This window comes from Exiguobacterium sp. s121, from assembly GCF_018617245.1.
Taxonomy (GTDB): domain Bacteria; phylum Bacillota; class Bacilli; order Exiguobacteriales; family Exiguobacteriaceae; genus Exiguobacterium; species Exiguobacterium profundum.
Window position 1 is genome coordinate 1,136,495 of record NZ_JACSJV010000001.1, and the last position, 16,360, is coordinate 1,152,854.

17 protein-coding genes are annotated in these 16,360 nt (G+C 47.4%); 10 read left to right on the plus strand and 7 right to left on the minus strand.

Annotated features, from left to right (window positions below; genetic code table 11):
• The first annotated feature begins 63 nt into the window (after nt 1-63).
• From KOG47_RS05820 to KOG47_RS05840, 5 genes are all read left to right on the plus strand, one after another.
• Nucleotides 64-924, plus strand: a complete 861-nt coding sequence (locus tag KOG47_RS05820) for a M15 family metallopeptidase (RefSeq protein ID WP_215243872.1) — start codon at nt 64-66, stop codon at nt 922-924.
• 11 nt (nt 925-935) lie between these two features.
• Nucleotides 936-1,556, plus strand: a complete 621-nt coding sequence (gene plsY / locus KOG47_RS05825) for a glycerol-3-phosphate 1-O-acyltransferase PlsY (protein WP_012726437.1) — start codon at nt 936-938, stop codon at nt 1,554-1,556.
• A 174-nt stretch (nt 1,557-1,730) separates the two neighbouring features.
• Nucleotides 1,731-2,501 (plus strand): DeoR/GlpR family DNA-binding transcription regulator, encoded by a 771-nt coding sequence (locus KOG47_RS05830; protein WP_012726436.1) that lies wholly within the window; start codon nt 1,731-1,733, stop codon nt 2,499-2,501.
• Nucleotides 2,502-2,514: 13 nt separating this feature from the next.
• Nucleotides 2,515-3,168 carry a copper homeostasis protein CutC gene (locus KOG47_RS05835; RefSeq protein ID WP_074036888.1) on the plus strand — a complete coding sequence of 218 codons (654 nt, stop codon included), beginning with the start codon at nt 2,515-2,517 and terminating at the stop codon, nt 3,166-3,168.
• A gap of 72 nt (nt 3,169-3,240) precedes the next feature.
• On the plus strand, nt 3,241-3,885 hold the full coding sequence (locus KOG47_RS05840) for a DUF975 family protein (protein WP_031423519.1): 645 nt from the start codon (nt 3,241-3,243) through the stop codon (nt 3,883-3,885).
• A gap of 14 nt (nt 3,886-3,899) precedes the next feature.
• Here the strand turns inward: KOG47_RS05840 and KOG47_RS05845 are convergent, their stop codons facing one another.
• The 3 genes from KOG47_RS05845 to KOG47_RS05855 are packed head-to-tail and all read right to left on the minus strand — an operon-like array spanning nt 3,900 to nt 6,778.
• Complete coding sequence (locus KOG47_RS05845) at nt 3,900-4,133, minus strand: DUF2188 domain-containing protein (protein WP_012726433.1); 234 nt, start codon at nt 4,131-4,133, stop codon at nt 3,900-3,902.
• Nucleotides 4,134-4,178: 45 nt separating this feature from the next.
• Nucleotides 4,179-5,051, minus strand: a complete 873-nt coding sequence (locus KOG47_RS05850) for an NAD(P)-dependent oxidoreductase (RefSeq protein WP_211782748.1) — start codon at nt 5,049-5,051, stop codon at nt 4,179-4,181.
• Nucleotides 5,048-6,778: an ABC transporter ATP-binding protein gene (locus KOG47_RS05855; protein WP_215243873.1), complete on the minus strand. Its 1,731-nt coding sequence runs from the start codon at nt 6,776-6,778 to the stop codon at nt 5,048-5,050. The genes KOG47_RS05850 and KOG47_RS05855 overlap by 4 nt, the downstream gene beginning before the upstream one ends.
• A 106-nt stretch (nt 6,779-6,884) precedes the next feature.
• Here KOG47_RS05855 and KOG47_RS05860 point away from each other — a divergent pair, with 106 nt between their 5' ends.
• The 5 genes from KOG47_RS05860 to KOG47_RS05880 all read left to right on the plus strand — a co-directional run bounded on the left by KOG47_RS05860 (nt 6,885) and on the right by KOG47_RS05880 (nt 13,618).
• Complete coding sequence (locus tag KOG47_RS05860; protein WP_214690827.1) at nt 6,885-7,988, plus strand: exonuclease SbcCD subunit D; 1,104 nt, start codon at nt 6,885-6,887, stop codon at nt 7,986-7,988.
• Nucleotides 7,988-10,996 carry an AAA family ATPase gene (locus KOG47_RS05865; RefSeq protein ID WP_215243874.1) on the plus strand — a complete coding sequence of 1,003 codons (3,009 nt, stop codon included), beginning with the start codon at nt 7,988-7,990 and terminating at the stop codon, nt 10,994-10,996. The genes KOG47_RS05860 and KOG47_RS05865 overlap by 1 nt, the downstream gene beginning before the upstream one ends.
• Nucleotides 10,996-11,784, plus strand: a complete 789-nt coding sequence (locus tag KOG47_RS05870; protein ID WP_215243875.1) for an AAC(3) family N-acetyltransferase — start codon at nt 10,996-10,998, stop codon at nt 11,782-11,784. Before KOG47_RS05865 ends, KOG47_RS05870 begins: the two co-directional genes overlap by 1 nt.
• Nucleotides 11,785-11,812: 28 nt before the next feature.
• On the plus strand, nt 11,813-12,700 hold the full coding sequence (locus KOG47_RS05875; protein ID WP_215243876.1) for an alpha/beta hydrolase: 888 nt from the start codon (nt 11,813-11,815) through the stop codon (nt 12,698-12,700).
• 69 nt (nt 12,701-12,769) lie between these two features.
• Entirely contained in the window at nt 12,770-13,618 is an 849-nt protein-coding gene (locus tag KOG47_RS05880; protein ID WP_031423531.1) for a sulfite exporter TauE/SafE family protein, read from the plus strand.
• Nucleotides 13,619-13,639: 21 nt separating this feature from the next.
• Here the strand turns inward: KOG47_RS05880 and KOG47_RS05885 are convergent, their stop codons facing one another.
• The 4 genes from KOG47_RS05885 to KOG47_RS05900 all read right to left on the minus strand — a co-directional run bounded on the left by KOG47_RS05885 (nt 13,640) and on the right by KOG47_RS05900 (nt 16,340).
• Nucleotides 13,640-13,837, minus strand: coding sequence for a hypothetical protein (locus tag KOG47_RS05885; RefSeq protein WP_012726425.1), 198 nt, complete (start codon nt 13,835-13,837; stop codon nt 13,640-13,642).
• Between the two features lie 63 nt (nt 13,838-13,900).
• Nucleotides 13,901-14,431: a biotin transporter BioY gene (locus KOG47_RS05890; protein WP_012726424.1), complete on the minus strand. Its 531-nt coding sequence runs from the start codon at nt 14,429-14,431 to the stop codon at nt 13,901-13,903.
• A gap of 73 nt (nt 14,432-14,504) precedes the next feature.
• Nucleotides 14,505-15,446, minus strand: coding sequence for a DUF5692 family protein (locus KOG47_RS05895; protein WP_215243877.1), 942 nt, complete (start codon nt 15,444-15,446; stop codon nt 14,505-14,507).
• 75 nt (nt 15,447-15,521) lie between these two features.
• Nucleotides 15,522-16,340, minus strand: a complete 819-nt coding sequence (locus tag KOG47_RS05900; RefSeq protein WP_215243878.1) for a hypothetical protein — start codon at nt 16,338-16,340, stop codon at nt 15,522-15,524.
• Nucleotides 16,341-16,360 lie beyond the last annotated feature (20 nt).

The following is a 16,360-nucleotide window of genomic DNA, read 5'->3' on the forward strand; positions in this document are numbered from 1 at the left end:
GTACCGTCAGTGTGGTATCATATCTTGACGGTACTTTTTGTTATCTAGAAAGGGGAAGATCGCATGCGTTATCCATCGATTTTGATGGTTTGCGGCGCCTTGACGTTCATGTTAGCCGGTTGTACGACAAACGAGCAAGTTGAACCGAAAGAACCAACAACACAGTCATCAACAGTAGATGAACCAGAGACAGAACCAAATGAACCGACTTCGGATCGTGAAGATGAGACAGTCACCGAGTCACCTTCTGAGGAGGAGACGTCGGACGAGTCTGAACAGCCGACCGAACCAGTAGAGGAAGAACCTGTGGCACCTAGTCAACCGATTGAAACGGATGGTGTGGCCAATTTGGAATTAGATGAATTGATTCTTGTAAACAAGAAAATTGCATTACCCGCCGACTATCAGCCGAGTGATTTGGTAGAGGCGAACATTGATTTTGTCGACTCGACAGTCGGTGAACGTCGAATGTTACGTAAAGAAGCTGCTCAGGCGATTGAAGGTCTAATGAAAGGTGCAAAAGCAGCAGGAATTGATTTGAAAGGGACGAGTGCGTTCCGTTCATACGCCTATCAAGTCAATCTCTTCAATGCTTATGTCGAACGAGATGGCAAAGAACAAGCCATGAAATATTCCGCACCACCAGGTCATTCTGAACATCAAACAGGACTTGCGATTGACGTATCGAGCGCCTCGGTCAACTATCAACTGACTCAAAGTCTCGGTGAAACGGTTGAAGGAAAATGGCTGGCAGATCATGCTCACGAGTATGGATTTATCATCCGTTACCAAAAAGCCTTTGAGGAAGAAACCGGATATATGTACGAACCATGGCACTTACGCTATATCGGTATTGAGCATGCGAAACAGGTACATGCATTGAATCAGCCATATGATCGCTATATTGCGGAATTTGTGAAATAAGGGGAATTGCGATGCCATATGTGACAGAAATCATGATTATTATTTTAAGTTATTTACTTGGTGCCATTCCGTTTGCCCTCATCATCGGCAAGCTCGGCTATCGCGTAGACGTTCGAGAACATGGGAGCGGCAATCTGGGAACGACGAACACGTTTCGTGTATTAGGGAAGAAGGCAGGAATCCTCGTCTTACTCGGTGACATGGGGAAAGGTCTTGTCGCTGCATTGCTGCCTCTACTGTTCGGAAGCGAGATGAGCCTGCTTCTTGCCGGGATTCCGGCAGTGATTGGACACTCTTATCCTGTCTTTGCGAAATTCAAAGGTGGAAAATCGGTTGCGACGAGCGGTGGTGTTTTGTTGGCAGCCTTCCCATGGTTCTTCTTTGTCGTCGTCGGTACATTCATCGTGACTCTCCTCACCTCGCGCATGGTATCCCTCTCCTCGATGGCTGCCGCCGTGGTAGGACTGGTGACGGCAACGACTTATAGCATCGTGACGAAAGATTGGTTACCCCTGATCGTCATCGTGCCACTCGCATTGTTCATTATTATTAAGCATCGTACCAATTGGCAACGTATACGTGCTGGAAAAGAACCAAAAGTTCCGCTGTTTCAACACAAGCCGAAATCATGACTCATGCAGGTACGTCCGTGAAGGGCGTGCCTTTTTTTGTGTATTGTCGTTGATTTACACAAAAAAGAAACAAAAACATGTTGGATTTGCTCGTTCTTTACTTTCAATTTACGTTAAATTTACATGCGTTCGTTACACTAGAAAAGGAAAGATTATTGTGGAGGAGGCAGGGACGTGTCTTTAATCGGTGAAGAGCGTAAACAGAAAATTGTAGAATGGATCGAAAGAGAAGGCAAAGTAAAAACAAGCGAGTTGATCGAGCGTTTGAACGTATCGGGGGAATCGATTCGCCGTTATTTAGAAGAATTAGAAAAAGAACATCGAATCAAACGTGTATACGGGGGAGCGGTCCTTCATCAGAGCATGTCCTTTCAGCCTATCGTGATTGCAAACATGGATGGAATTCGTCGGATTGCCTATACCGCATTTCAGTTGATTCCAGATGATACATTATTATATATCGGACACGGGGTCGCGGCAGAGCAAGTGGCTTCCCGGTTACGTGGTCGCAATGTGACGGTCGTGACGCCATCGTTGACGGTGGCGAAGGCGTTGTTTGAACAGCGGGCGAAAGGTGTGCTTGGTGGCGAAATTCAGCTATTAGGTGGTACAATCGACCCGAAACATCTCGTGACGACAGGTGAGCAGGTCCTGGCGCAACTACAGACATACATGTTCGACCTTGCCATTTTGTCCGTCGAAGGGGTCGACGCATCACTAGGTTTAACATGTGACGCTTTCGGCCTCGCCAGTATCACCCAGTCGGTGATGTCACAAAGTCGCGAGACGTTCTTACTGACGGACCATACCCAACTAAATCAACAAAAACGGTATCGCGTCTGTGATTTTTCGAAGGTGACGGCGATTATCTCTGATTTTCCGGAGCCTCAAGATTTCAAAGGCGTCTTAGCCGAACATGGTGTGGACTGGAAGTTCGCACCGTAAAGGGAGCGATTTAATGAATGTAGAAGTGATTGTCACTACACTAACGGAAGCTATTCAGGCTGAGCAACTCGGTGCGAAACGACTCGAACTGATTGCGGATATGGAAAACGGGGGCATCACACCAAGTTTTGGAACGATTCGAAATGTGGTCGAACATGTGTCGATTCCGGTGCATGTGATGATAAGACCCCATACACATTCGTTCCATTTCAATGAGGATGATGTCGAGACTATGCTTGCGGATATCGGTCTATGCCGTGAGCTAGGTGTCGATGGAATCGTATTCGGTGCATTGACACAGGATGGCGCGATTGACGAGCGGATCTTAGGGGAAGTGATCAAGCACAAAGGGGAAATGACGCTCACGTTCCACCGTGCCTTCGATGCATCACGTGATGTCTTTGAAGCGATGGATGTGTTGAATGAATATCCGGAAGTAGATATTCTCCTTACTTCAGGCGGTGCCAAAACTGTACTAGAAGGAATCGAAACCTTGATAGCCTTGAAGGAACAGGCCGAGATGACAATTTTGCCTGGTGCAGGGATCACGGTGGAAACGTTACCGATTCTTCAAGAACGTCTTGACGTAGCGATGGTACACATAGGAAATGGCGTACGAACGAATGGACAGCTCGATGAAGTGAAGTTCAAACAACTTCTTGGATGAGCCAATGCGGAAAACAGTCGGAAGACTGTTTTTTTGCTATAATGAGAGAAAACAATAAATGTAGGTGAATTCATGCAATCTTCCGTTTACAAACAATATGCGCTACGAATGCTATCAGGGAAGTGGGGCATTTCATTACTCGTCGTCTTAACTGTCATGGTCATTCAAGCGATGATCACGACCCGACTTGATCTCTCGGCGAACGACCCCGAAGTTCTTTTGACATCGGTGGCGCTTCTTTACGGGGCGACGGTTCTGCTCGCACCTATCGAGCTCGGGAAAAATTGGGTGTTTCTCCAGGTGGCGAAAGATGAAAAGCCAACGTTCGGATTGTTGATTGAATCGTTCGGGTCACTTAAAGACTATTCACGTGCCGTGGTCTATTATGCGGTATTCTATTTAGGTCTAAACGTTCTAATGCTTTTCCTGATTGTACCTGGTGTCTGGTTCTATTTGACGTATCGCATCGCGCCATTTATCATGCGAGATGAGCCGGACCTATCTGCATTCCAGGCGATGCGAAAAAGCCGCCAAATGATGAAAGGGCACAAACAGACGATGTTAAAGCTCTATGCGAGTTTTATCGGATGGTATGCGCTCGTCCTTCTTACTGGAGGCTTAGCTTATATCTTTGTCACACCATATCTTCAAACGGCGATTTCTGGACTCTATTTAGAGTTAAATGCCTCCTATCAAGCAAAACAACCGGTCGGATAACCCGACCGGTTGTTTTATGTTCCGTGCTGATCTGACTTTTTGGGGTTTGGGGCGTCTTCAAAATCTTGTTTTTCCTCTTCCGACGCATCCGCATGCCACTTTTTTGCTTGCTCGGTGGCAATGGGGATCGCTTTCGTCTCAGAGTAGCCTTGCGCGAGTAATGCGTTCGCGATATCAATGGCTTTCTTTTTTACAAGTGGATCGAAGTTTTTCAGTGATTCTGGATAGTCTTTCATATTCCATGGCACGAAAATCGCCTCCTTCACTCCTACTAATTCCACAAACATCCGGTTTCAAACGTCTTGATGAAGATAATACTCGATCAGTGCTTGCGTGCCATTCTCTCCGTATCCATTCTTTTCAAGAATTGAATAGAGGCGATGTGCGAGCTCGAGACCTGGTAATGTCACTTGTAGCTCGTGTGCGCTCTCGATGGCAAGTGTCATGTCTTTGATAAAGTGTTTGATGAAGAAGCCAGGTGCATAATCTTCGACAATCATGCGTGGAACCAAGTTTTCAAGCGTCCAGCTACCTGCTGCCCCACCACGAATCGTACGAACGAGTGCCTCTGGGTCAATTCCAGCTCGTTTACTGAACGCTAACATTTCGGCATTCCCCATCATGATTCCGGCAATGGCGATTTGATTGGCAAGTTTCGCATATTGACCGCTTCCTGCGTATCCCATTCGTTCTATCGATTGTCCCATCGCTTCAAATAAAGGCTTCGCTTTATTGAAGGCGAATTCACCCCCACCGACTAAAATCGATAGCGTTCCATTTTTGGCGCCGACATCGCCTCCAGTTACTGGTGCGTCAAGTGGGAGGAGACTCCGCTCAATGGCTGTCTCAGCTATCCGTTCAGCCAGTTTCGGTGAGGACGTCGTCATGTCGATCAATAATGTACCTGGTTCTGCCGAATCAAGAATGTTTCCTTCACCAAAATAGATGGATTCGACATCAGACGGATAGCCGACGATAGTGATGACGGCATCGGCATCTCGGCAAACGTCCTGTACCGAATCACACCATGTCACACCTTCCTCTAACAGTGCAGCTGCCTTCTCTTTCGTCCGTGTGTATGCTTGTACTTCAAATCCGTGTTTCATCAAATTACGTACCATCGATTGGCCCATGACCCCGAGCCCGATAAATCCGATTGTTTTCATGTGGCTTGTCCCCCTAATAATTGTTGTGAAACGAGTCGCTGATATAGTGCGTTCTCTGTTAAAAGTTGCTCGTGTTTCCCGATTCCGCTGATTTGTCCGTCTTCTAAGACGACAATCTGGTCAGCATGTCTGACAGTCGAGAGTCGGTGGGCAATCACAAGCGTCGTTCGTCCGACCATCAGGCGGTCTAACGCTTCTTGGACCACGCGTTCTGATTCTGAATCTAGACTTGATGTTGCCTCGTCGAGCAATAAAATCTGTGGATTTCGTAACAATGCTCGCGCGATAGCAAGTCGTTGTCGCTGCCCGCCAGACAAACGGATACCTCGCTCACCAATCTCCGTATCGAGCTGTTCAGGCATCGTTTCAATAAACGACCATGCGTTGGCCATCTCACAGGCTTCTTTGATTTCATCATCGCTCGTTTCATGTCGAAGTCCGTACACAATGTTTGTCCGTACAGATCCCGAAAGGACGGGTGAATCTTGAGCGACATATCCGATGATTTGACGCCAAGTATCACGCCCGTATGTTTGAATCTCCCGATTTCCATATCGAATCGTCCCTGCCGTCGGTAAATAGAACTGTTCGACAAGTGAGAAAAGTGTCGTTTTCCCTGCACCACTCCGTCCGACGATGGCGGTTGTCGCCCCTGGTGAAACTTGAAGTGTCAATCCTTGGATGACGGGTTCAGTGCCATAATGGAAAGCAACGTCTTCAAATGAGAGTGCCGTCTGATGAATCATTTCTTCATGTGTGCTGTATGGTTCGGGACGGACTTCGAGCAACTCTGCAATCCGTTCCGTTGCTCCACGCGCCTTTTGAAGCCTTGTCAAAAATTCACTCATCGTGATGAGCGGCGTGATGATTTGGAAGAGATAGAGCATGAAGGCGAGTAGTTCGCCCGTTGATAAAGCTCCGGTCGAGACTCGATATGCGCCGAACCCGAGGATGGCAATCAACATCCCGGTCAAGGTCACATTGAGAAGGGGAATGAGGATCGCTTGAATTCGTCCTTCCTTCACCCCGTAATCGAACAGTGTCTCGATTTTTGCTTTGCCGGTTTTCACTTCCATCTGTTCCGTCGCTTGTGATTTGACGAGTCGAATCTCACCGAGCAGTTCGGCGAAGAAGCCGGAAAGATTTCCGAGTTCTTGTTGTGTCTCTTTTGCGATAATCCGAAGCTTCCGTCCGAGCGGTATGACAATGATGAGTGTGGTCGGAACAGAGAACAAGATGACGAGTGTCATTTGCCAATCGAGTGTGAACAAGATGGCGACGGCGCCGATGACCGAGACGAGGGAGGTCAACAACCTGACACTTTGTTCGGATAACAACTGTTGAAGCGTCGTCGTATCATTGTTCAACCGAGACACCAGTTCCCCCGACTTGATGCCGTCATAGAATGGAATCGGCAGTTTGACGAGATGGTCCCACAAGGTCGTGCGTAAATTGGCAACGACCCGTTGCCCCACAATATGTAACCAATAAATCGAAACGGCACTCGTGATGACCTGAATCAAAAATGCGATGACGAAATAGATGATCCATTCAGGTGTCAATAAGTCGCTGCTCCACCGGTCGACCACACGCTGCAAGATGAGCGGAATGGCCAGTGAGGCGACGGCTTGAAGGAGCGAGATCAGAATGGCTCCGACAAATAGATTTTTCGGAGGATTCGCGATTTTGAATAATTGAAAAAAAGTTTGCCATGTTGATGATTTCATTTTGAAGTCCTCCTCTCCTCTTACTTTCGCTGTTTCAAAAACGGGTGTCAAGACGTCGAATCATACGAATGACTCATGCTAGAATAGGAAAGAGAGGTGATACGTGATGAAATGGATTCACACGGCCGATTGGCATCTAGGTAAGATCGTCCACGGTCGACATATGACAGAAGATCAACGGAATATCTTATTCCATTCTTTTTTACAAATCGTAGATGAGGAACGACCCGATGCGGTCATCATCGCAGGGGATTTATATGACCGAGCCGTCCCTCCCGTCGAGGCGGTCGATTTACTCGATGAGATGTGGCGAGAGCTCGTCTTGAACCGCGGAATACCAGTCGTAGCCATCGCCGGAAACCATGATTCGGCAGAACGTCTCGAATATAGTTCGAAGTTATTGAGACAAGTAGGACTTCACATCGTCGGTAAGCTAGACCCGACATCTGGTCCCCTTGATGTAGCGGGAGTCCCATTTTATCCGATTCCATTCCTTGAGCCGGCTCGTGTACGGCATATCCTCGGTATCGACTCGATTCGAACGCATCATGATGCACTGGAGGCGGTCATTGAAGCTTTCGGTATGATCGAAAAAGATGCCGTGACGATTGGTCACAGTTTTGTAGCGGGAGGACTGGAGACGGATTCAGAACGTCAACTATCTGTTGGCACGGCAGGACAGGTCGCAAAAGGGTTATATGAGCCTTTTTCGTATACGGCATTAGGTCATTTACATAATCGTGATGCGATTCAATCAGAAAGAATTGCATATAGTGGGTCGCTCATGAAATATTCGTTTTCCGAGGTCAATCATGAAAAATCCGTCGACGTTCTGGAATGGGACGGTCAATGGACACGTCGTCGCCGTGCCTTGACACCAGAGCGGGATATGCGACAACTCACCGGAACATTGAACGAACTCCTTGCCCCAACTTATTATCAGCAACAAAAGACAGATGATTACCTTAAAATTGTATTGACCGATGATACGGCGCTTCATGATCCGATGGCGAAACTTCGGACTGTCTATCCGAATATCCTTCATCTTGAATTGGAACTGTTACGTCGCCAGGAGCAGACATCCACGTTTGAACGCGAGACGCTCGAAAGACAGTCAGTAGAAGAGGTATATCTCCAATTTTTTGAGGCCGTACATGATCGCACTGCCTCAGATGCCGTGAAGCAAATGATAGAAGAAGGTGATGACTAATGAGACCGGTTGAATTGATGATTCAAGCATTTGGACCGTATGCAGAACGTGAAACGATTGACTTCACCCAGTTGGTTGGTCGCTCGATGTTTGTCGTCAGCGGTCGGACGGGCGCCGGGAAGACGACCATTTTTGATGCGATGACGTTTGCCCTTTATGGCCGGGCGAGTGGGTCGCTTCGAAATGCTAGTGACTTCAGAAGCCAGTATGCACAACCTGAGTTGAAGACGGAAGTAGATTTTTCGTTCACGATTCGAGGTGACCGCTATCGGATCGTAAGACAGCCGCAACAACCTCATCCGAAAAATAAGACGCCAATTCCGCACGAGGCCATCCTCTATGAATGGGAGGACGGTTGGAAGCCGCTGGCGACGAAGGTGAACGAGGTACAAGAACGAATCGAATCGATTTTACAATTATCGTATGAACAGTTCAGTCAAATCTTGTTGCTCCCTCAAAACCAATTTAGACAATTACTCGACTCGAACTCGAATGAAAAACAACAAATCCTCCAATCCATTTTCAAAACAGAGGCATATCGTACGTTTCAGGAGAAGTGGGGTGAACGCTATAGCGCGTATCGAAAACAAGTGGAATGGGCGGTCGAGCGGACGCGACTCAAGTTATTAGAGCTCGAAGATGAAGCAATCGAAGAGGTGTCGACCCAGTCCATCGAGGAGATTCAACGTTGGCTTGACGAGCGTGAAGAATATCTGATGACAACATGTGATACGGCCAAAACCCAGAAACAACTGTATGCGACAGCACTGGAAGAGGCAAGAGAAGCGCTTGAGAAAGCAAAATCACTCGTCACGCTGTTCAAGGAGCGAGAAGAAACCGATCGAGCACTTGCAATCTTTTTAAACGGTGAATCGATTCGAAATGAAACACGTGAACTGCTAACAAATTTAGAGGTGGCGGCAAACATTCGTCCAGTCTTTGAACGGTTACAGGAGTTAGAGCAACTCGTGCGTCGGTTGACGATGGAAGAACAGACCTCTTCGACAAAATTAGAGCACTTGCAATCCTCTCAATCAAAGTTAATGGAGCAACAACCAACGATTGAAACGGACAAAGAAGAAGTCATCTCTCGTAAGGAGCGACTTCGGATCGTCGATGAGATGATGCCAAGAATCAAGGAGCGCGCCACACTCGTGACCCTTCGTGACCGATTGATGAATCGTGCAAAAGAATTGGTCATGTTTTCAAAAGAAGTTCGGTTACAAGAACTTCAAGAAAGAGAACGGCGATTGGTCGACAGCATAAAGTCTGAACCTAGCGAACGAGCAGTCGACGCCGAGCGTCATGTCGACCGATTGGTAAAGCTGGCATCTCTTGAAACAAAGGCACGTGAGTTATCGAAACAACTCGACGAATGTGAACGAACGGGCAAAGACGTTCAACGACAGTACGTGACCCAACAAGAAGTGGTCACCACGTTTACACAGCAAGAACAATTAATACTAGCGAAACAACTGAGCGAGACGCTTGTAGACGGTGAGCCATGCCCGGTATGCGGTTCTCGTCATCATGATATCCCACAACACGAAGAAACCGTTACGAACATCGCGGAGCGGGATGCGGTCGTGGCACGTCTTGATGATTTGTCCACAAGCTTAATCGAAGCGAGGGCGGATTATCGTTCGCTTCATCAACAACTTGAAGCAGTCCGACAAGAACTAGATCAAGCTTCCAAAGACATTCAATTCAATGGCGATGTCACAGAAGAACTCAATAAGTGGCGATCACGTGCAGAGCTATTGCAACGGGAAGAACGAATGCGTCAAGAGAACGAACGGACACTTCGCCAACTGTCAGCAGAAATCCGACAGTTAGAGCAAGAGCGACGTCAACAGTTCGAAGAGCGGGAGCGTGTCGTATCCGAACTTGAAATGACGCAACAAAGTCTGTACGCACTCGGTCAAAGTGAAGAAACGACATTCGATGCGTTGCAGCGCGAGCGAGCCGACCTTGAGCACCGCATCTCGATGTTGATGAAACAAGTCGAAGCGTACGACCTTGAGTTTGAGACGGTGAAAAAAGCACTTTGGAAAGAGGAAGAACGACTGTCATTGATCCGTGAACAGTTGACTGAAGCATCGAAGCAGTATGATGCCCAGCAGACCATTTGGGTCAATCAGCTAGAAGCATCACATCTGACGCGTGAACGCTATGAATCATACGCCAATCAAATCGACAAGCGGACAATGATTCGTGAACAGTTGCAACGTGAGGAGGAAGAAGGTGTTCGACTCCGACACCATAAACAGATGATTGAAGAAAAACTGAAGAATCAGGAGCGACCAGACCTGCATGAGATGGAGATGAAAGTGAAGGAAGTGGCTGAATGCAGTGAGCAGGCGTCGAAACAGCTGATCACAGCCCAAGATGCCTTGTCTCGACATAGACACGTCATCTCGGAATGGAATACCCTTCGCGAACAGACGGCGCAAGAAGAGCAGAAATTAGAGACAATCAAATTGATTGCGGATACGGGGAAGGGAATCAACCCACAGAAAATGACGTTTGAGACATATGTTCAAACCGCCTTTTTTGATCAGATCCTTCATGCGGCCAACATTCATTTGGATCAGATGACGAGCGGTCAGTTCCGGCTTGAGCGGAAAGTCGAGACGGCGAAAGGGAATGCCAAATCTGGTCTTGAGCTTCTCGTCTTTGATGCCTATACCGGACAATCGCGTCGTGTACAAAATTTATCTGGCGGTGAAGGGTTTAAGGCGTCGTTGTCACTCGCTCTTGGACTTGCGGAGGTGGTCCAACAGCTGAGTGGGGGCATCAGTCTTGAAACGATGCTCATCGATGAAGGATTCGGTACGCTCGATGCCGAATCTCTAGACCAGGCGATTGAACTATTGATGTCTTTACAGGCGACCGGTCGGCTCGTCGGCGTCATCAGTCATGTCCAAGAATTGAAAGACCGTGTCGATGCACGGATTGAAGTGAAAAAATCTAGAAGCGGGTCGTCGATCCAGCTGATTGTGGAGTGATGGTTGTGAAAAAGATGGTGACGAAGTCGAGTCTCATCGAAAAGTTAAAAGAAGCCGGCGTTCGCTCGGGAGAGGCGTTGTTTGTCCATTCGTCGCTCTCAAAACTCGGTTGGGTATGTGGAGGGGCGCAGACCGTCATTGAAGCGATTCTGGAAGTGGTCGGTCCATCTGGGTTGATTATGATGGCGACCCAGACCGGAGACAATTCAGACCCAGCTGAATGGGAAGCGCCACCTGTCCCCGTGGAATGGTGGCAGACGATTCGCGCGGAGATGCCTCCGTACGAAGCTGATAAAACAGCGACACGTGGCATGGGACGTGTGCCGGAACTGTTCCGAAACTATCCGCACGTATATCGTAGTTCCCATCCGATGTGGTCTGTTGCCGCCTGGGGCGATGGGGCTGAAGCCATCGTGTCCGGTCATACTATCGATGTCGGGTTCGGTCCAGGTTCACCTATCGAGCGAATGATTGAGCGAAACGCACGAATCCTTCACCTTGGGTCTCCGCTCGATGCGACGACACTCTGGCATTATGCCGAGTACGGAATTGATGGCCCGACCAAATCATTCGGTTGTGCTGTTATAGAACGAGGGGAGCGAAAGTGGCGTACATTTGAACATGTCGATGTGAACAGCGATCCGTTTGGCGCAATCGGCGAGAACATCGTCAAACAAAAGGATGTGCGAACATTTTCTATCCATGAAGCGACATGTTATCTCATTCCGTCTAGCACATGGGAACCAGTCCAACATGCGCTCATCGCGCTTCGTAGCTGGTTGAGATAGAGTAAATAGAATCGAGGGGAAGTTACGGATGAATCGTTGGATGAAACTATTGAGTATTGCGGTACTCATCATTTTACTCGTTGCCGGTTTGGCTATCGGAGGAATCTCGGCTCATATTGGGGACCAGTTGACGTCACCGGAGCGGGAAACATTGACATACACCCCGAAATCACTTGGTTTGAAGTACGAGAATGTGACAATCGAATCGGAGGAAGGATATGACTTATACGGATGGTGGATTCCTCATCCTACGCCGCGTGCGACCATCGTCTTTGCCCACGGATATGGGAAGAACCGTGAACAGGAAGATTTACCGTTGAAAGAGTTGATTCCAGAATTTCATGAACAAGGATACCAATTTTTAACGTTCGATTTTCGCGGTTCAGGGATATCAGAGGGTGACCGAGTCACGGTCGGCGCTAAAGAACAATCCGATTTAAAAGCGGCCATCCAATATGCGAAAGGTCGTTCAGAAGGACCGGTTGTCTTGTATGGGATTTCAATGGGAGCGGCGACAGCACTCTCTACAGCTGATGATGTCGAAGTTGCTGCAGTCATCGCCGACAGTCCGTTTAGTGATTTACGAAATTATCTCGAGACAAATCTTCCGGTATGGAGTGACTTGCCGAACGTTCCGTTCACGCCCGTCATCATGACTGTGACCCCTTGGTTCACCGGTCTCGATGCCGATGTCGTATCTCCTATTCAGGATATCAAGTTGATTGAGGCTCCTATCTTATTGATCCACAGTAAAGGCGATGATGCGATTCCTGTTTCTGAAAGTGAAAAATTGGCTGAAGCACAAAAACGCGTCGAACTTTGGGTGACTGATAACGAAGGTCATGTCGGATCGTACCAGTCATTCCAGAATGAATATCGTCAACAAATATTCGAGTTTCTAGAACGGTCATTGTAAGCAAAGGGGCGCATTCGACGCCCCTTTTTGATATGATTGCAGACGAGACCAATGAAAGAAGGGTACAACATGGACGTTTTACAAGTATTACAGTTTCTCCTTTTAGGAACGTTAATCGGAATCTTGAGTGGATTCTTTGGAATTGGTGGTGGAATCTTACTGACACCACTTCTTCTTGTCTTCGGGTATGAAGCGAGTGCGGCGATTGCCCTTAGCCTGATGTTGACGCTCGGATCAACGACGGCAGGAACGATCTCGCATATCCGTTTGCGTAACGTGAACGTGTCGCACGCCTTATGGATCGGTGTGTTCGGGATTGTCGGGACCTGGATTGCCACACCGCTTGTCTTTTATTTAGAAGGAGTCGATGGGGCGACACTGATCATCTCACTCGTCTATATCGCATTACTCACATATTTTGCGGTTTCTTTCTTTCGTTCGAAACAGCATGTGGAAGGAAGCGTCGGAACGGACTCTGTACCACGCCTTGGGATCATCGGTGTGTTCGCGGGGTTCATCTCCTCGTTGATGGGAGTAAGCGGTGGATTCGTCTTGACTCCTCTTCAGGTCAAGTTGTTGAACACAGAGATGAAGCGTGCGGTCGGAACGAGTATTACGGCAGCGCTTCTCATCGTCGTATCCGGTGTCATCAGTTATACGGTGGCAGGTGCTGAAACGAATTATCTGCACGGTCTTGCTCTGATTGCGGGTGCCATGATCGGATCGCCATTTGGGGCGAAACAGCTACAACGTTTCAGCTCGCAGCACGTCAAAAAAGCGCTCGGTGGATTTTATATCACGGTCGCCATCAGTGTAGGGTTGAATTTGATAGGGTGGAATACGGCATCACTTGCACTTCTCGTCACATTAGCGCTTCTGTTCATCGTCACCCTCCTCATTCGACCACGCAAAAAATAAACCCCGTCTTCGGACGGGGTTTTAACGTCTAGCAATATGGTCAATGTTTTCTTGAATCTCGCCAACTTTCGCTTTAGCCTCACGGAGTCTTCGCTCAAACGCATCTGTGTCACGTTTCTCATGAGACGACTTATCGATTCCTTGACGCTGCCCTTTGTCAGAGCGTTGGTAAAAGTGGGTCGCTTTCTGTAAGCGTTTTTTAAACGTCGAGTCGCTCATCGGGACACCCCCTTCCATACTACAGTTATTCCACAGATGGAAACGGGTGAAACGTTCGAACCTTTACGAAGCGAGGGAACGACGAACTTGAACGTTCTGAGAAATTTTCACAGCTAATATGGCAGCAAGCACTGCTTTCAAAGCGTCACCGAAGAGGAATGGAATATTAACTTTGAGCGCATCAATGAACGACATACCGAGAACGATCTCGAGTCCGATACTTCCGAGTAAGTAGACGAGCCCTAGACCGAATAAAAAGTTATAGCCAATCAATGCAGGGATGGAGCGATAGCGTTCGCTGAACCAGCCAATGAAGAGCGCTGCAATCGGAAAGGCGATTAAATATCCGACAGTTGGTCCTACAAATGGTGCGAGACCTCCTTGACCACTCAATACTGGAAGTCCGATCAAGCCGAGCAGGAGGTACACGATGACTGCCAAAAATCCTTTCCTTGCACCGAATATGCCGGCGATGGTCATGATGGCGAGTGTTTGAAGGGTGATCGGAACGGGTCCAATCGGTATTTCGATGAAACCGATACTTGCGATGAGTGCTGCGCCGAAGGCGATTTGAGTCATATCTTGAATCTTCATATGTAAACCCCTTTTCAGTTAACGTTAACAATATAAAAGTTAACATGTTGAGAAGGGGTTGGCAAGAATTATTTCAAGACAGCCCGTTTTGACTCAAAGCTGTCTGATATGCCTTCGTTTCAACATAAAGCTCATCCTTGAGTGGATGAAGATGTCGTTGACGGATCCGATAAAATTGATAGGAGACAAGTGCCACGTTGAATAAGAGGGAGAGCAGACTGACGATAAAGAAAGCTCTCGGGTCATGTGTCGACGGTACGGGAGCTAATCGGTCGGCGAACGCCGGAACTGTCATGACGAACATAATCCATAAAGCCAACGTGTGGGCACGATGTTGCAACCAAGCTCCTTTTTTAATAAAGAAAGAAGGAATGGTACACGAAAGGAGCAGAATCAATCCCGCGTAAAACGAGTGGTCAGAGATACAATTATAAACGTAAGCAAAATTCCATAAATCATAGGCGATGATCCATGGCCAAATCATATCGGGCCATATCATATCTTTTGATTGATCTTTCGAAATATTGATTCCAACCCATCCGCAGATGGCGATGATGTTCAATAATCCGGCAAAACCGTTCATTAGATTCCAAGGTCCGGACATGACCCAAAGGTGATCGATATAAGCGCCATCGGGAACGTTATAGAAGTATACTTGAAAGTCTCGGATACAAGCTTCTAAAATGTTCAGTGCCAAAATCCCCGGTGGAAAGAATAAGACCCATTTCTTTCGTAATAGCGAGGGCCGATATCGAATAATCATGAAACCGAGACAGCCGGCGAGAGCAGAATATGTTTTCACCCAGTTGAACCAAGTACCCGTTCCATATTCATTCCCTGGTGCTGCGGTAGTCGGCCAAACAAATAGGGTCAGTATAGTCGGGACTATCAAGAATAACATTATTCCTCCCCATTTAGTCGTGCGACTGAATTCATTGAAAGCCATCAAGCTAAACAAGACAAATAACCCAATTCCCCATCCAACGAGATCGATTCGTTCATACAGAATTCCCACTCAAATCTCCTCCTTACATCAGTTAATTGTTCACTATTGAGCAATCGAAATCATACGTTCACATATTCGATTCCATCATGATACTTTGGCTCTTTTGAAGCTGATGATGGCCTTATTGTGATGAAGTTGCCACATATGCCAGAAGACGTAAGGAACGATGATCACAAAATTAATCATTCCCCATGATTTCAATACCTCCGGGTTGAACCAGGTCGAAGAGTTCATGACTTGCGGGAAGATGTCATAGCATGCGCGAATCAATAAATGGGCTGCAAGCGTGTAAATACGAGCGGTAATGTAAAGCTCTGGTCGTCCCTTGATGACCGGATACAGTTCTGCCGCAAGCAAGATGCAGAGCGAGCTGGCAAAATAAGTTGGAGATTCTGCATAGACGAAACATGCGTTCCATGACGTGTATATAAAATTCCATGACCCAGTCGTATAGGCTACGAGATCGGCGTATCCTTCTTTCGCAAACTTCCAAAAAGTCGGTGCGAAAGGAATCGTCACACAGAGTAAAAATCCACAGGCGGCATTAAAGTAGTTGCCGAGTGTCACATCTTTAATCGTGGCTTCTGCGATATTTAAAAACAAGATGGCATAGAAGAACCATAAAAATTCGTCACGCTTTAAAAAGTTCCAAATCCGTCCTTGTTTGTTCTCGTAAATGGCGATTCGAGAGAAACCAACGATAATCGTCGGTATGATAACGCTTACAATTTTAGCCCAACGAAACCATCCATCAACATTCCCCATCATCCATAGTGGGATGGTCAATAACGAAGCGAGCCAAAAGTAGGCGGACAGTTTATAGTGCTTTCTGAAAAAAACGATGATTCCTAATAATAAACCTAAATAGAGTGGTATCGAGATTACATGCGGCCAAACGTTCATTCCATTCACCTTCTCATTTG

Coding starts and splice junctions, on each gene's coding strand:
- KOG47_RS05820 (WP_215243872.1), top strand. CDS start 64: ATGCGTTATCCATCGATTTTGATGGTTTGCGGCGCCTTGACGTTCATG.
- plsY (WP_012726437.1), top strand. CDS start 936: ATGCCATATGTGACAGAAATCATGATTATTATTTTAAGTTATTTACTT.
- KOG47_RS05835 (WP_074036888.1), top strand. CDS start 2,515: ATGAATGTAGAAGTGATTGTCACTACACTAACGGAAGCTATTCAGGCT.
- KOG47_RS05840 (WP_031423519.1), top strand. CDS start 3,241: ATGCAATCTTCCGTTTACAAACAATATGCGCTACGAATGCTATCAGGG.
- KOG47_RS05850 (WP_211782748.1), bottom strand. CDS start 5,051: ATGAAAACAATCGGATTTATCGGGCTCGGGGTCATGGGCCAATCGATG.
- KOG47_RS05855 (WP_215243873.1), bottom strand. CDS start 6,778: ATGAAATCATCAACATGGCAAACTTTTTTTCAATTATTCAAAATCGCG.
- KOG47_RS05860 (WP_214690827.1), top strand. CDS start 6,885: ATGAAATGGATTCACACGGCCGATTGGCATCTAGGTAAGATCGTCCAC.
- KOG47_RS05865 (WP_215243874.1), top strand. CDS start 7,988: ATGAGACCGGTTGAATTGATGATTCAAGCATTTGGACCGTATGCAGAA.
- KOG47_RS05870 (WP_215243875.1), top strand. CDS start 10,996: ATGGTTGTGAAAAAGATGGTGACGAAGTCGAGTCTCATCGAAAAGTTA.
- KOG47_RS05875 (WP_215243876.1), top strand. CDS start 11,813: ATGAATCGTTGGATGAAACTATTGAGTATTGCGGTACTCATCATTTTA.
- KOG47_RS05880 (WP_031423531.1), top strand. CDS start 12,770: ATGGACGTTTTACAAGTATTACAGTTTCTCCTTTTAGGAACGTTAATC.
- KOG47_RS05885 (WP_012726425.1), bottom strand. CDS start 13,837: ATGAGCGACTCGACGTTTAAAAAACGCTTACAGAAAGCGACCCACTTT.
- KOG47_RS05890 (WP_012726424.1), bottom strand. CDS start 14,431: ATGAAGATTCAAGATATGACTCAAATCGCCTTCGGCGCAGCACTCATC.
- KOG47_RS05900 (WP_215243878.1), bottom strand. CDS start 16,340: ATGAACGTTTGGCCGCATGTAATCTCGATACCACTCTATTTAGGTTTA.